At 38.4% G+C, this 13,682-nt stretch carries 15 protein-coding genes; 4 read left to right on the top strand and 11 right to left on the bottom strand.

The window, feature by feature from the left end; translation table 11 throughout:
* Positions 1-52: 52 nt before the first annotated feature.
* The 5 genes from ABE65_RS05510 to ABE65_RS05490 all read right to left on the bottom strand — a co-directional run bounded on the left by ABE65_RS05510 (position 53) and on the right by ABE65_RS05490 (position 7,507).
* Positions 53-1,042, bottom strand: a complete 990-nt coding sequence (locus tag ABE65_RS05510; RefSeq protein ID WP_066392202.1) for a bile acid:sodium symporter family protein — start codon at positions 1,040-1,042, stop codon at positions 53-55.
* 171 nt (positions 1,043-1,213) lie between these two features.
* Entirely contained in the window at positions 1,214-2,080 is an 867-nt protein-coding gene (locus ABE65_RS05505; protein ID WP_066392200.1) for a hypothetical protein, read from the bottom strand.
* Positions 2,081-2,244: 164 nt separating this feature from the next.
* Positions 2,245-3,984 carry a ribosomal protection-like ABC-F family protein gene (gene abc-f / locus ABE65_RS05500; RefSeq protein WP_066392199.1) on the bottom strand — a complete coding sequence of 580 codons (1,740 nt, stop codon included), beginning with the start codon at positions 3,982-3,984 and terminating at the stop codon, positions 2,245-2,247.
* A 382-nt stretch (positions 3,985-4,366) separates the two neighbouring features.
* Positions 4,367-6,760 carry a M14 family metallopeptidase gene (locus ABE65_RS05495; protein ID WP_066392198.1) on the bottom strand — a complete coding sequence of 798 codons (2,394 nt, stop codon included), beginning with the start codon at positions 6,758-6,760 and terminating at the stop codon, positions 4,367-4,369.
* Between the two features lie 186 nt (positions 6,761-6,946).
* The gene (locus ABE65_RS05490; protein WP_197480343.1) at positions 6,947-7,507 is read right to left on the bottom strand and encodes a GNAT family N-acetyltransferase; all 561 of its coding nucleotides are present in this window, start codon (positions 7,505-7,507) and stop codon (positions 6,947-6,949) included.
* 92 nt (positions 7,508-7,599) lie between these two features.
* On the opposite strand from ABE65_RS05490, the gene ABE65_RS05485 reads away from it, so the two are divergent.
* The 4 genes from ABE65_RS05485 (at position 7,600) to ABE65_RS05470 (ending at position 10,665) form a co-directional block, all read left to right on the top strand.
* Positions 7,600-9,159 (top strand): hypothetical protein, encoded by a 1,560-nt coding sequence (locus ABE65_RS05485; protein ID WP_066392196.1) that lies wholly within the window; start codon positions 7,600-7,602, stop codon positions 9,157-9,159.
* Between the two features lie 16 nt (positions 9,160-9,175).
* A complete protein-coding gene (locus tag ABE65_RS05480) occupies positions 9,176-9,550 on the top strand; it encodes a cupin (RefSeq protein ID WP_066392195.1) in 375 nt (124 codons plus the stop codon).
* Positions 9,550-10,287, top strand: a complete 738-nt coding sequence (locus ABE65_RS05475) for a hypothetical protein (protein WP_066392194.1) — start codon at positions 9,550-9,552, stop codon at positions 10,285-10,287. The genes ABE65_RS05480 and ABE65_RS05475 overlap by 1 nt, the downstream gene beginning before the upstream one ends.
* Before the next feature lie 123 nt (positions 10,288-10,410).
* On the top strand, positions 10,411-10,665 hold the full coding sequence (locus ABE65_RS05470; RefSeq protein ID WP_066392185.1) for a YiaA/YiaB family inner membrane protein: 255 nt from the start codon (positions 10,411-10,413) through the stop codon (positions 10,663-10,665).
* Positions 10,666-10,710: 45 nt separating this feature from the next.
* On the opposite strand, the gene ABE65_RS05465 is transcribed toward ABE65_RS05470, so the two are convergent.
* The 6 genes from ABE65_RS05465 to ABE65_RS05440 all read right to left on the bottom strand — a co-directional run bounded on the left by ABE65_RS05465 (position 10,711) and on the right by ABE65_RS05440 (position 13,681).
* Entirely contained in the window at positions 10,711-11,004 is a 294-nt protein-coding gene (locus ABE65_RS05465) for a putative quinol monooxygenase (protein ID WP_066392182.1), read from the bottom strand.
* 18 nt (positions 11,005-11,022) lie between these two features.
* A complete protein-coding gene (locus ABE65_RS05460; protein ID WP_066392180.1) occupies positions 11,023-11,658 on the bottom strand; it encodes a nitroreductase family protein in 636 nt (211 codons plus the stop codon).
* 48 nt (positions 11,659-11,706) lie between these two features.
* Entirely contained in the window at positions 11,707-12,144 is a 438-nt protein-coding gene (locus tag ABE65_RS05455) for a MarR family winged helix-turn-helix transcriptional regulator (RefSeq protein ID WP_066392179.1), read from the bottom strand.
* A 150-nt stretch (positions 12,145-12,294) separates the two neighbouring features.
* On the bottom strand, positions 12,295-12,477 hold the full coding sequence (locus tag ABE65_RS05450; protein WP_066392178.1) for an alpha/beta-type small acid-soluble spore protein: 183 nt from the start codon (positions 12,475-12,477) through the stop codon (positions 12,295-12,297).
* Between the two features lie 230 nt (positions 12,478-12,707).
* A complete protein-coding gene (locus tag ABE65_RS05445) occupies positions 12,708-13,262 on the bottom strand; it encodes a GNAT family N-acetyltransferase (RefSeq protein WP_269148794.1) in 555 nt (184 codons plus the stop codon).
* A gap of 8 nt (positions 13,263-13,270) precedes the next feature.
* The gene (locus tag ABE65_RS05440) at positions 13,271-13,681 is read right to left on the bottom strand and encodes a GNAT family N-acetyltransferase (protein ID WP_156499123.1); all 411 of its coding nucleotides are present in this window, start codon (positions 13,679-13,681) and stop codon (positions 13,271-13,273) included.
* Position 13,682: the final 1 nt, after the last annotated feature.

Here is a 13,682-nt window from a genome sequence, read left to right as displayed (position 1 = left end):
CCAAATTTCGATTTGCATTTTAATCATACCGAAACAGGGGGATACATCAATTTTATTTACTGCTTTCCATTGGTTTAGTACTATGTTTTTTTATCTGAACAGTCTGTGCTTCAACCTTATCTGCCCTCTTGCCCCACCACGTTGCAAGCAGCGGTCCTGAGATATTGTGCCACACACTAAAAATTGCACTTGGAACGGCAGACAGCGGTGAAAAGTGAGCAACTGCAAGCGCCGCTCCTAAACCAGAGTTCTGCATTCCAACTTCAATAGAGATCGCTTTTTGATCAGCGAAATTCAGCTTTAGTGCCTTTGCGATCAGGAAGCCTAGTAGAAGACCTAATACATTGTGAAGAACAACAATGGAAAAGATTAATAGCCCTGTTTCTGCAATTTGTTTTGCGTTCGCTGCTACAACAGCGGATGCTACTGCCACAATTCCAACAACGGAGATGAGCGGAAGTGCTGCAACGCTTTTTTCCACTTGATTACGGAATAAAAGTTTAACAACAAGACCTAATACAATTGGAACCAGTACAATTTGAACGATTGATAACAGCAAGCTGCCTGCTGATACGGGGAGCCATTTGCTCGCAAACAGCAACGTTAGTGCTGGTGTTAAAATCGGTGCGAGCAGTGTTGCTACTGATGTTATCGCAACTGACAGTGCTGTGTTTCCTTTTGCAAGAAAAGTCATAACGTTCGATGCCGTTCCACCGGGACAGCAGCCTACTAAAATCACTCCTACCGCTACTTCTGCTGGCAATTGAAATGCCATAGCTAATCCAAAAGCAAGGAGCGGCATGATCGTATACTGTGCAGCCACACCAATAAAAACACTTTTTGGAGCTTGAAACACTGCCTTAAAATCATTCAAAGACAGTGTTAGTCCCATCCCGAACATGATAATTCCTAATAACAGAGGAATATAGGGAGCGATCCATGTGAAGCCTTCTGGAATCAAAAATGCTGCAATGGCAAAAAGTATCACCCAAATCGCAAAGGTGTTGCCCGCTGTCTTACTTACTTTCTCTAAAAATCTCATGGTTGTCACTCTCCTTTTTAAGAGAGTATAAACGAGTTATCTAAAATTTCAATGGTTATTTATTAAAATTTCAGAATTATGTGATTATATTTGTTTTTTATATGATGAGGTCGTACTTTTATGTGATCGACTCCATTTTTTATGTGATTCCTTCAAAAATTTATGTGATTATCAATTTTCAGGCTCATCTATCCAGTTGTATCGCTGTACTTTCGCCATGTGTTCGCGTCTCCTCTCTACTATGAACATCCCTTTTAGCGTTCCATAAAAATATTGCATAAACGTCGCCTTGATTTTTCTATTTTTGTAGTGAAAAACGGTTGTTTTGAATGCATCGACTACAACTGAAACCATAAATTCTAGCGGACGGTCGAAATTAAACTTGTTATATGCCAGTTTCGCTTTCTCCCAAAACGTATAGATTTCAATAGCCGTATTAAAGAATGGTCTTACCGTACGTATGAAGTCTTTCGGAACAGAATCTGGCGTGAAGGATTCATCGAGGTCACCTAAAGAAAGATAAGGTAAATTGTCCGTCATGACGTTCTCCTTACGTATCTTTAGATCTTTATCTTTTAGATTTATAAAGAGATTTATAGATTCATGCGTTTTTTTCGTATGCTCGTCCTTACTCTCACAAGGGGTTTCCCTTCCTTTACGCTGGATCACTTTCGTTTCAATCGCTGGATCAAAACGCTGAAAGACAAATACATTATGAGCAAATCCTCCGCTTGTACGATATGTTTTATGTACGACTATAATTCCTGCATTTTTCGCTTTTCTCATCATTCGTAAAAAAGAAGCGCGCGAAATACTGCCTCCTGTTTCTACACTTCGTTCAACAAGCGTATCGATCTTTGCGTTTGCTACTCCTGGAACGACTACACTATATCGGCTAAGCAACTCAAACGCCAGAAACTCTGACTTCGTAAACAAACCGGCGTGATGTTCCAAAAAATAACGTTTGTGTTCATTAAACTCTTTTACATTTTCAAACTGGCTAAGTGAAGCAAATTGACGTATGTTCCCTGCTCTCAACTTTCCCTTCCCCCTTATACGATTGATACATCCTATAAGTGTTTAGAAAAAGCGGAATAGAGGCATGGAAACTAAATAAATTTCTGCATAATAAAAAATGTGATGACAAACGAGGCTGTAAAACTAGAACAAAGCCAGGCGGATACTTCCACCTGACCTTGTTTTTACAGAGATATTTTTTGTATGAGCTGCCGCTTTTTACTCATTAATAGTTGTAACTCTTCATCAACCGCTCTGTACTCATCCGTCCCCGTTTTACAAAAACTTATTTTTCCAAGCATTTCTGTAATCTTGTTTTCTACTAAAACTAATTCTTCAGTCCACTGCTGAACGCCGTCATTTGTTGATCGTTTAGCCTGTTCTTCATGTTCACTAATGCCCATCTCTATCCTCTTGAGCTGCTGATTGTCAATCACTAGCAGTTTATCACACAGCTTTTCAACAAAGAATCTGTCGTGCGAAACGATGATAAGTGTGCCTGAAAACTGTGACAATGTTTCCTCCAACTGCTCCCGGCTCGGCAGATCCAAATGGTTTGTGGGTTCATCCAGAATGAGTACATCATATTCCTGCAAAATCATCAGGACCAGCTTAACGCGTGTTCGCTCACCTAAACTCAAGTGACGGATTGGCTTCGAAAGTTTTCTGTCCTCGATCCCCATGTTGGCAAAGATTGTTCTTGCCTGCGTCAATTGATGCTTCTTCTCTAAATCAAAGTATTCATACACCGTTTTTTCTTCTGGCAGATCGCTCACATCTTGGGAAAGATAAGCAATTTTCATCGATTCACTCTTCCAGATGGACCCTTTCGTTACAGACTCCTCGCCAAGCAACATTTTAATAAATGTTGTCTTCCCCGAACCGTTTGGCCCTTGTAATGCTATTCTCTCTCCGTGTTTGATGTAAAAGTGACTTTCTTGAAAGAGGATACGATCTCCGTATTGTTTCGTTAAATCACGTGCTTCAATGAGTCTTTTCCCTCTCTTTCCAGAGGAATCAACAAATTGAAAGAAAACGTCACTTTCTTCTTTGGGCTTATCGATTCCTGTTTTTGAGAGTTCTAGATTTAATCGATTCAATTTTGATTTAATTTGGTTATCTTTTTTCTTCGCTTTCATCCTTTCATATTCTTTTAGCCCCATCTGTCTGTTCTCAGCTGCCGTTCCTCCCTTACCTGCTTCCCGGTGAGCTTTATCAGACCACGTTTTTAACGTGTTCACTTGCTGCTGAATCATGTGTATTTTTCTTTGTTGCTTCTCATAATCTCTTTGTTGTTGTTCAAAACGACGTTGTTTCTCTTTTCTATACGCTGAATAGTTTCCTTCATAAACGGTGAGAATCCCGTCTTCAAGCTCAAAAATCTTCTCTACCGATTGATCAAGAAAATAGCGATCATGAGAGATGATAATGGCTGCTCCTCTATAGTTCTGAACCTCTTCTGTAAGCCAATTTATTCCTTGAAGATCAAGATGATTTGTCGGTTCATCTAGAATTAAGAACTCCGGATGATTTGCCCAAATTTTGGCGATGGATACTTTCAATCGTTCTCCACCACTTAAATGTTGTAATTCATTTTTTTGGAGCAAGTGTTTTTGAAGTCCTAACTTTTTACTCGTTCGCAACAATTCATCACCGGTTTCCACCAACTCCCGTTCAACATCTAACACATAATCTGTTGATTGTGGTAAATATCCCATATGCAGATTTGCCGGCCAGGTCGTAATCGATCCGTGATCGTGGTTGATGCCTTTCATAAGAATGTTAACGAGCGTTGTTTTACCACTACCATTCCATCCTACTAAGCCAATTTTTTCACCTTGCCTAACATCAAATGAAATGTCTTTTAAAATTTCTTTATCACCAAATTTTTTCTGCAATCTTTTAACTTGTAATACAGTCGTCATGCAGCTCACCTCTTTCCTATTCGTTGGGGAGGTCCGCAAAAAAACCTCCCTGGAGAGCCCAGAGAGGTTGGTGAGTTCGCACAAATATGGTAATAACACGTATCCAAAGAAACACAAGAACACGATGTTCTTTGTGTGAAATCATAAGGGTTTATGTACGTGTATACGCAAAATGGGCAGACTTATCCTATTCTCCAGGTCTCATTATTTGAGTTAGCCTAAGAAAATAAGAGTTTTCCACATCAGCGTAGTACCGTTCCTTTCCAAAATGACTTCTACTTACAATTGTTAGTATATGGTCGGAAACCATAATTGTCAACGCTTGCATCAATCGTTGAATAAAAACAAAAGGAAGAAGCCGAATGCCTCTTCCTTGTTCAAATTATTTAATAAAGAATGTTTTCGTGTTGTACTTCTTGTTCTTTCCTGGATCGTATCGATTCTCTATGTTTTTACTCGCATCAACCGAGAACCAGTTTAACGTTGTCGTCTTTTCAAACGTTAATGTTTCTGGTCCTTCACGTGTACCATTCAATGCTAATTTTTGAGAATCAAACGTTGGACGGCTGCCATCTAACGTGTAATAAATTGTTGCTGGCTCGCTTGTTTTGAAGCTTACTTCAACTTTATCTTCGTGCCTTCCGCCATTTGGTGTGACAGTTGATTTTGGCGCTTTTTTATCTTTAGAATATTGATACGCCACATCAATCATTCCTAATAATCCATTTGAAAATTCCATGGCTTCCTCATGTCCTTCTTCAAACGGTGGCTGAAAACCAACAAGTTCCCAACTTTTTGTTTCTTTGTTCCAAAGATCAGCACCTACTTCAAAGTTCCAAGTGTAGATTCCTTTTTTATACCAAAGGTGATCAGCTGAGTTTCCTGCTGCTGAATAAAGAACATCTGGAATCGGTCCTGTTCGGCTTGGTAGAATAACCGTGCCACGATGCTTTTTGATCTCTTTTAAAATGTGATCAGATGCTTGCCAATAATAAGCTTCTTCCCCAGCAGAAGGTCGAGGCAATGTTTCACGTTCTGGCGTATAGGCACCTGGTGACCACATGAAATAACCACCATAGCTGTGGATATTCATGGCAAATTTGATGTTAGGATTCTCATCGGTCAACCACACTAGATTACGGCTTTCTGGTTCAGAATGCTCGCTTGGTCCCGCATAAGAGCCACTCAGACAATTCGTTGTTGATGCTCCAACATACCCATCAAATGCTGAACCAACATCATGGTTTCGATTCAAATCTACGCCCCATGAATTGCGGTATCCATTATCAGACTGAGTGGGTGAGCAGTGATTGGTCATGTTTTTACGTTGTGAATTAAAGTCATAAAAACTATAGTGCCCTCCATCAGGATTCATAGATGGAATAATAAAGATATCAAGATTATCAACCAGTTTCTTAGTCTCTTTATCATGCGAATAATTTCGTAACAAACGCTCAGCAGTCTCAACGGAAACCAGTGGTGTTACCCATTCACGTGCATGCTCTTGTGAATAACCCAGCACTCCAGGCTTTGAACCATCTCGGTGCTTCCCGATTCGAATGGCTTTAACCGTAAAAGGATCACGCAATACGGAAGCAGGTGCTTTTAAATTATCTGATAGGCTGTAAACCGCAGGCTCTACAATTCCATTCCCTGCATTGCCTCGATAGGTCGTAGCCGAGACAAGGTCACTGACTTCTGCATTCAGAAGATCTACAACCTCTTTTGCTGTACTTTTTGCGTTACCTGCAGCATCTGTTGCGAGTGTAACGAAGATTTTGCTTCCGCTCGTACCAACAGAAAGAGGAGCACCTGCAGCTGATGCCTTTTTCAATTCAATGCTGATCGCATTTCCTCCCTCATGCCCCCAGTCTCGAGAAGTCACGACAACCGCTGTATTTTGCAAGGTTCCTAATGTCGCTTGAGCTTGTCTGCGGTATCCGTTCGTCTTGTTCGGCATCTCCACAATTTCAGCAAGCTCAGGATATTCTTTGACTAAGTTCTCAATTCTCGCATTAATTTCTGTGGGATCCATATAATGATCAACAAAGTTTTTTACATAGTGCTTGCCCGGCTTGTCCGGCTTCTCTTCACCAAGCCATTCGGTTACTTTTGATGTAGCAGAACCCCCGAGCGAGCTTTCAATGGTAATATCGGTTGGTATTTGTGAAACAGGTAGCATGAAGGAGTGATAAAGGTACTCTCCGGCATCTTGAATCTGTTGTAGTGTTGCCGTTTTCTCTTCTCCATTTTCAGTCCATCTAGCGGTTAGGATCGTGCTTGATAGAGCACCGGATGTGGATTTAGCTTCAACATAAAGGAAAGTATCTGATTGATTCGTGAAGTGGTTTGCTCTGAGGATCTTGACTGTTTCTTCAGTGGCTGTTAGCTTTTGTTCTTGTTTAACTGCCATTCTTCTTTCTGCAACACGCTGGTTGAGTTGGTTTTCTGTAATGAGCGTTTCTTTTACGCGAATGCCATAGAGCTTCAGCATTGTAACTTCTGATGGTGTTACGACTGCGTCTACTTCAATTTTTCCATCATGAACGTGCATTCTGTGAGTTAGATCGATACCAAGTTCTTCGATTTTCTTCATCGCTTCTTTCGTGTTTGGAACAGCCAACTGAACGAGAGATACGGACTCTGCTGGCTGAATCTTGAGAGATGAAGCTTCAGCAACTTTCGGCGTGACGGCTGGATCCAATGTTGAAAAAGCTATCCCTGCAACGGTTGAAATCACGATTGCAGAAGATAGCCACCTCTTATTTCTTATCATAACAAGTACACCTCCAATGTATATAAGATAAGTGTATATTTATTGTCAGAAAATTCAATCATACTTAAGGACGTATATAAGTCGTCTGAATGCCCATCGTTCTAACTAGATTATTTGTAAAAAAAATTAATAAAAGGAAAATATAGTTATTTAGGAGTAGGGTAGAAGACCTTATAGATTAGGCATTCATTCAAATTCCTCTTTTAAGATAGCATACACGTTTAAATCTCGATGCTTTCCTTTTGCAAACATCGATTTTCTTAACGTACCTTCATAGCTCATCCCTAACTTTTTCATAACCCTTTCAGATCCACCGTTCTCTACAAAACATCTTGCCTGTATTCTGACTAGATTCATGTTTTTAAATCCGTAATTTAGAATTTCCTTCCCTGCCTCAGTGGCAATGCCCTGACCCCAGTATTTTTTTGCGATAACATAACCAAGCTCAGCCGTTTTATGATTGAGATGCCAGGAGACAAAATCAATGGTACCAATTAATTCATTGGTTTCTTTTCGTACAATGCCCCAAGGTGCAAGATCACCATTCTCATACTTTGTTAACACGAACTGGATGAATTCTTTCGTATCTTCTAAGGTTTGGTGTGTATCCCAAGTTACAAATCGAGACACCTCTTCATCCGATCCATATTGAAACATATCTTCTGCATCCTCAATTGTTATTTTTCTTAATAGAAGACGATTCGTTTCTATAGTTGGTAAGTTCATAAATATATCTTTCATTTCCAAAATGATTCCTCCCTTGCTTTTCCCTATTGTATACCGAATCCAAAAAGGAAAAATATGTCTTTCGTCGAATTTTGGAATAAGGGGGAAATTTAATGAGAAAAATGAAGCCTTTTATTATTCCACTTCTATTCTTCTTGGTTGTTTTTATTGCGTTAACTTTTGAAAATTTAAAGACGGAACTGAAACTACCCAATGAAGATTGGAGCCGGTCACTGCCATTACAAACAGAAGAAATTGGTGAAGTTAAGCCGGTTTTTCAAGAACAGAACGGAATGAAACGGGTTTATGTACCTAAAGAAAATGAAGTGTTGAGTTTTCATGTTACTGATACATTAGAGGTGAAAGATAAACAAACCACTCCTCTCTCTATCCCAAGTCCACAAGACTTTTGGGTACAAGGTGATCAGTATATATTCGTAAGAGATCAACAGCTGATTCACTATGATGGCGAGAAAGAAAACGTACTCGATCAAGATGTTAGAGGGATGGATTCAAATCCAAACAAAATTATTTATTTTAAAGAGAACGAAATTTTATCTGTTGATAGAAGTTCTTGGAGTGTTCAATCTCTAAAAAAAGTGCCAGAGCAAATTTATTTAATCGTTCTAAATGATACGTCAGATTCCTTCCTAAGTGTTGTTAAATCTGCAAAACAAACAAGCAAACAATTGAAAGTAACTTATCACCAACTTGAAAGTCAGAATATTTTACGAGAACACGTTATTCTAGATAAAGACGAACAGATCAATGAAAATCATTTTGGTTTTTACTTTATTGAGAATGGAAACGATGTGACCGTTTATTATACTCTGTTTTCGAATAATTCTGGTGGTAAGTCTTATAAGATTTTTCAAGGAACTAACCAAGTGAACGCAAATAGTGATTGGGATTTTTCAATGATGACCTTCATAGATAATAATGGAATAAAGCTGGAAAACCCTAAGTTTATGCAATATGGTATGGATGACAACGGTAAAGCAAAAGTATTATTTACGACTCGTGCATTAAAATCTAACGATAAGGAAGCTGTTAATGTGTATGAAGCCCGGGCTGATGGAGATGTTTGGAAAACAGAGCTTCGCAGTACAACAAACGATCAGTCCCTTCACCCTTACTGGATTGGTGAAAATTCAGTGATCTGGCTAAACTTGGTGGGATACAAAGAGTACACATTTAGCGGAGCCTCGAAAAATCCAGAAGTAATCGAAAAGAGTTTAAACATAACAAAAGTAGATATTAAGGAAGCCGTTTCTGCAACCATACTCTCTCTTTTTCAAGGTTTAATTTTCGCGATGAGTTCGGTGTATTGGATCACTCCAGCCGTACTTTTTGCATTAGTCATCTACATAGTAAAGATTAAACTGATGGAAGATGAAGATAAGCGCATTTTGTACACCATCTTAGCTCTGTTTCTCGGTGTTCAATTCATCTTTATTCAGAAATTCTTTAACACCCATTTTTACATGTTTGCTCCTGATTTCTTGGCGTTTACAGGTAGCTCCTTTGTTATTCCTGTCCTGCTCGCTCTATTAAGTGGTGCGGCCGTTTGGTATGGAAGAAAGAAAGACTGGAGCAAAATTACGGCCATTTGTTATTTCGCAGTTTTAAACACTTTCTTTTTATCGCTTGTTGTTGGGCCTTATATGTTTTAAAGAATGGAGAGAATAAATGGAATTTTTTCGTTTTTCTAAAGAATCCGGAACAAAGATCAACAAATTCAACTCTAATTTTGTTATGTCTCGAATAGTAAAAACGGAGAACCCGGCACATATAGGATGTGTGTATCTAGAAACTGAAGGAGTCATCGGGTATCATCAAGCCATACTTCCACAGCTTCTACTGGTGGTGAATGGTGAAGCTGAGGTTTGTGGTGAGGATAAAGTAAAGCATAAAATCAAGGCGGGTGAGGCTGTTTTTTGGATCAAGGGTGAATATCATGAAACGACTGCAAAAGGTGATCTTACTGCTATCATCATTGAATCTGAGTCACTAGAACCTGTTTCTTTGATGAAACTAAATGAGAACATTCAAGGAGATTTTTAATGAAACCAGCCATTCTTCAAGTCATTTCAAAACCATTAAAGATTGTTTTAGACAATCACCCTATACAATTACCTGAATCCTTTCTATCTGAAGTCAATACATTTTGGAGTCGTTATAACCATGATAATCGTTTTACTAATGGTGAAGTTTTTCATATTCATGAAGTAAAAGAAACAGACAGAGAAATGATTTTATATTTAAAATCGAGTAATTACGCTCATTACCTTTATTCAGTAAAAACAGATATCTGCTTACATGCTTGCAGAGTTATTTACGGAGCTGGTTTAGTGGAAACTTCGGATTCTTATCTCGTTTTTGGTGCGATGAATGAACTTACTGCTTATCCAGGGAGATTACAATGTGTTGGGGGCGGTTTAAATAGATCTGACTTGCATGGAAATCAGTTTAAATTGCAGGATAGTGTTCTACGAGAAATGACTGAAGAACTGGGTATACATATTGATTGTGTAAAAGCATGTTCTATTCGTTTTTTAAAAACAGGTGGAGACTATGACTTTATAGCTGTCTTGTTTCATATCGAATTGGAATTAACGAGAGATCAATTAATGGATAAGTACAATGAATTTAGTAAAGATTTACTCGCAAACGGAGAAGAAACGGAATTTGTTGAGTTAATTTTAGTTATGAATGAACCTGATGTGTTGGATGCTTTTATTCAACATAACCATCGCCCTTCGGTTGATTATTTAATACCACTTCTTAAACAATTGAAATAGATCGTTTGAGACTAGGACCACTTGCAAGAAAAATAAGGAAATTAATCCTTTTATTGATTATAATGGAAATAGCTTTTGGCATATATTTTATCTATTTAATAAGAGATTGAAGGAGGTTTACATATGCAACGTCATAGAAGGAGAAACACACCTGCATTTACCGTTTTAGCTTATTTCACATTCATCGCTGGAGTTTCCATGTTTTGTATCGGACTCTACAATGCAGATAATCTGCAACTTAACGAAAAAGGCTATTACATCGCCGTAATGATATTGGTCGCAGTAGGTGCGATCCTTACGCAAAAAGTTACCCGCGATAATGCAGAGGATGACGAACTAATCGCTGAGCAAGAGCGCAAGTATACGAAAGCTGAATAGCAGCACAAAAAAGGAAGGCACATTTTATGCGCCTTCCTTTCATCATTATTTTACTTGTTCACCTGCGTACACTTTTACATCCGTTGGAGCAGCCATAAAGCTTGCTGCCTTTTGACCGAACGCCACAAAATGCTCACTTGTGTTATGATTTTGAACCGCTTCTTGGTTCTCCCAAACTTCTACCATCATATACCTTGCTTCTTTTTCTGTATCTTTCTTAAGATCGTATTGAATGTTACCACTTTCAGCACGTGAAGCCTCTACTAACGTTTTCACCTCAGCTAAAAATGCTTCTTCCTTATCCTTTTGAACAGTTAAACCTGCGTGAATAATAATCATTTATTTATTCCCCTTTCCTTATCTCCACTCTGTTGTTTCTTCTACTGATAGACGAACAGATTGATATCCTGCATCAGCTGCTTTACCAATAGAAAGCAGCATAACTGGGAAATAACGCTCTTTATCTAGACCAAAAGCTTCAGCAATTTCAGCTTTTTCGTATCCACCAATCGGGTTCGTGTCATATCCGTGTGCACGAGCAACAAGCATCAGTTGCATTGAAACAAGACCTGCATCGATCAAGTTCATATCTTTAAATTGCTCAGAAGTCATTTGTTCTAAAAGTCCACGGATGGCTGGCACTTGTTGATCTCTTACTTCTTGAGGCATATGCCCTTCGACTACAGCTTTGTCGTAGATCTTTTCAAGGTAATCCAAGCTGTTGTTATCTGCGAATACAGCAATGACTGCAGATGAAGTTTCTACTTGTCGTTGGTTGAACTTAGCTAGTGGTGCTAGCGTTTCTTTTCCTTCTGGAGTATCAATCACGACAAAACGCCATGGCTGTAAGTTAACAGAAGATGGCGCAAGAGAAGCCTCTGTTAAGATTTCTTTCATCTCTTCTTTTGAGATTTTTACTGATGGATCGTAGTTACGGATGGAACGGCGTCCAGTGATAATTTCGTTAAAGTCGTTAATTTTAGTTTGTTGCATTTTGCATTCTCCTTTGTGTTTAAAAGTCTTAGTTGTATGAGTTTGTGTTTACTCAAAAATTTCTATATTTCGCTGGATACGAGTTAACATCTCCAGCAACTTTTTTCTTTCTTCTTCAGAAAAATCATGCAATACACCCGAAATAAAACGTTCTTTCTCTTCTCGGTAATGAATGATTTTCAAACGACCTTCCTCTGATAAAGAAACATACGTAAAACGTTGATCTTTAGGATCTTTCCTCCTAATTACCATTCCCTTATCCTCAAGCTGCTTCAGATGTCTTGTTACGGCTGCATGATCAATGTTTACTTTCTTTTGAAGAGCTCTCTGACTGATCTCTTCTACTTCATATAACTCATGCAAAAGCTCTAAGCGTGTCTGACTGATACCTGTACAGCTCTCAAATTTAGGAACCGTTCTGCGATGGATCTCATATAAACGGTTAATAATCTTCTCATCATCTATATATGAGTTGGACAACAGCATCCCCCTCCTTAAGTAATTGATAGCTCAATAATTGATACGTCAACTAATATAAAATACTTCAACAAAAATGTCAAACAGTAAAGTTTAATATGTAAAAAACAAAAAGGCTATCTGCGATGAACAGATAGCCAAGCCATGATATTTAATTAATTAGCGCTTTCCGCCAAGAGCTTGAGCTACTAGACGTTTTGTGATTTCTCCACCTACAGATCCGTTAGCACGAGAAGTGCTGTCTGGTCCAAGGTTTACACCGAACTCAGAAGCGATTTCATACTTCATTTGGTCGATAGCTTGTTGTGCACCAGGTACTACTAATTGGTTTGTGTTAGCCATGTTGTTTCACCTCCTTGTTGAATTAAGATTATAATTCCACATTGAATCGTTCTTATGCGCCACAGCTAAAGGTAGTATTTGCTAATAAAAAAAGGACGACCTTTGAAGTATCGTCCTCTGTGAAACAAGTGGCAAACCTGTTCTTTGTATGTCATTAGGTTTACCTTAAAATGAGTAATTATTCCATTTATTTTATAAAATTTTACAGGTGTGAATGTCGCATACATCCATTAAAGATGCGAAACACTATTTGCAAAATATTCATCTTTAATCACACTCATTCGTAAACGATCAACAAACATGCCGCCACGTAAACGGTCTTGTCTTAGAATGCCTTCTTCTATATAACCTGCGTTTTTATAGGAGGAAATGGCTTTATCATTATCGATTTCAACTCTAAGCCAGATTTTGTTAAGTGAGAGTGCACAAAAGCCATACTTTAGCATCTCATGCATAGCAGCAATTCCATAGCCTTTTCCCCAATAACTCTTATCTCCAATGGCTATGCCCAATTCTGCATGTTGATTCAAACGATCTATATTTTTTAGATCTATCCACCCAATATGTTTACCCGTTTCACTTAGTATTGCTTTTTGCTCATAACCGTTGTTCTTTGCAATACACTGTCTTATCCAATTTCTTGTTTCTTCTAAACTAAATGGTGGATATTTGTCAGGCAGGTTAAGGTGCTTTGTCAATTCTACGTCCAAACACAACGCATAACGATCTTCAGCATCTTCCATAACAAGATCCCTAAGTTGAACTTTTGGAAGTACCTTTTGGATGTTTTCAGCTATTTTCTTTGTTTTTTCTTTTGAAAAGATTGAATGGACTTTGTATAACCTAACTTTTCAAAGAAATGTTCTTTTCCTGGCTGAGCACCTATAAAGAGGGATGTTGGACTTTGTTCCCAAGCTATTTCCATTAGATGTTTGCCTATCTTCCTGCCTTGATAGTCTGGCCTAACAAGAATTTCAGTGATGGTTCCAAAGAAATAGCCATCAGTTAGAATTCGAACACAGCCAACGAGTTTCTCATGATCCCATGCTGTAATGTTCATTGTTTTTTGTAAAGCTTCTTTTGTAAATTGATCATCGTATTTACCTGGCCATACCGCATTCACTAACGAGAGGAATTTTGTAACACACAAATCCTGGTTTACTAAAGCATATGTAATTTGTTTATCTCCATCTTGGTACTTCATG

Origin of the sequence: Fictibacillus phosphorivorans, from assembly GCF_001629705.1 — a bacterium.
GTDB classification, from domain to species: Bacteria; Bacillota; Bacilli; order Bacillales; family Fictibacillaceae; genus Fictibacillus; species Fictibacillus phosphorivorans_A.
This window is presented reverse-complemented; position numbering and strand designations above follow the sequence as displayed.

Coding starts and splice junctions, on each gene's coding strand:
- ABE65_RS05455 (WP_066392179.1), bottom strand. CDS start 12,144: ATGCTGTTGTCCAACTCATATATAGATGATGAGAAGATTATTAACCGT.
- ABE65_RS05495 (WP_066392198.1), bottom strand. CDS start 6,760: ATGATAAGAAATAAGAGGTGGCTATCTTCTGCAATCGTGATTTCAACC.
- abc-f (WP_066392199.1), bottom strand. CDS start 3,984: ATGACGACTGTATTACAAGTTAAAAGATTGCAGAAAAAATTTGGTGAT.
- ABE65_RS05480 (WP_066392195.1), top strand. CDS start 9,176: ATGGAATTTTTTCGTTTTTCTAAAGAATCCGGAACAAAGATCAACAAA.
- ABE65_RS05470 (WP_066392185.1), top strand. CDS start 10,411: ATGCAACGTCATAGAAGGAGAAACACACCTGCATTTACCGTTTTAGCT.
- ABE65_RS05440 (WP_156499123.1), bottom strand. CDS start 13,681: ATGAAGTACCAAGATGGAGATAAACAAATTACATATGCTTTAGTAAAC.
- ABE65_RS05475 (WP_066392194.1), top strand. CDS start 9,550: ATGAAACCAGCCATTCTTCAAGTCATTTCAAAACCATTAAAGATTGTT.
- ABE65_RS05485 (WP_066392196.1), top strand. CDS start 7,600: ATGAGAAAAATGAAGCCTTTTATTATTCCACTTCTATTCTTCTTGGTT.
- ABE65_RS05450 (WP_066392178.1), bottom strand. CDS start 12,477: ATGGCTAACACAAACCAATTAGTAGTACCTGGTGCACAACAAGCTATC.
- ABE65_RS05460 (WP_066392180.1), bottom strand. CDS start 11,658: ATGCAACAAACTAAAATTAACGACTTTAACGAAATTATCACTGGACGC.
- ABE65_RS05510 (WP_066392202.1), bottom strand. CDS start 1,042: ATGAGATTTTTAGAGAAAGTAAGTAAGACAGCGGGCAACACCTTTGCG.
- ABE65_RS05465 (WP_066392182.1), bottom strand. CDS start 11,004: ATGATTATTATTCACGCAGGTTTAACTGTTCAAAAGGATAAGGAAGAA.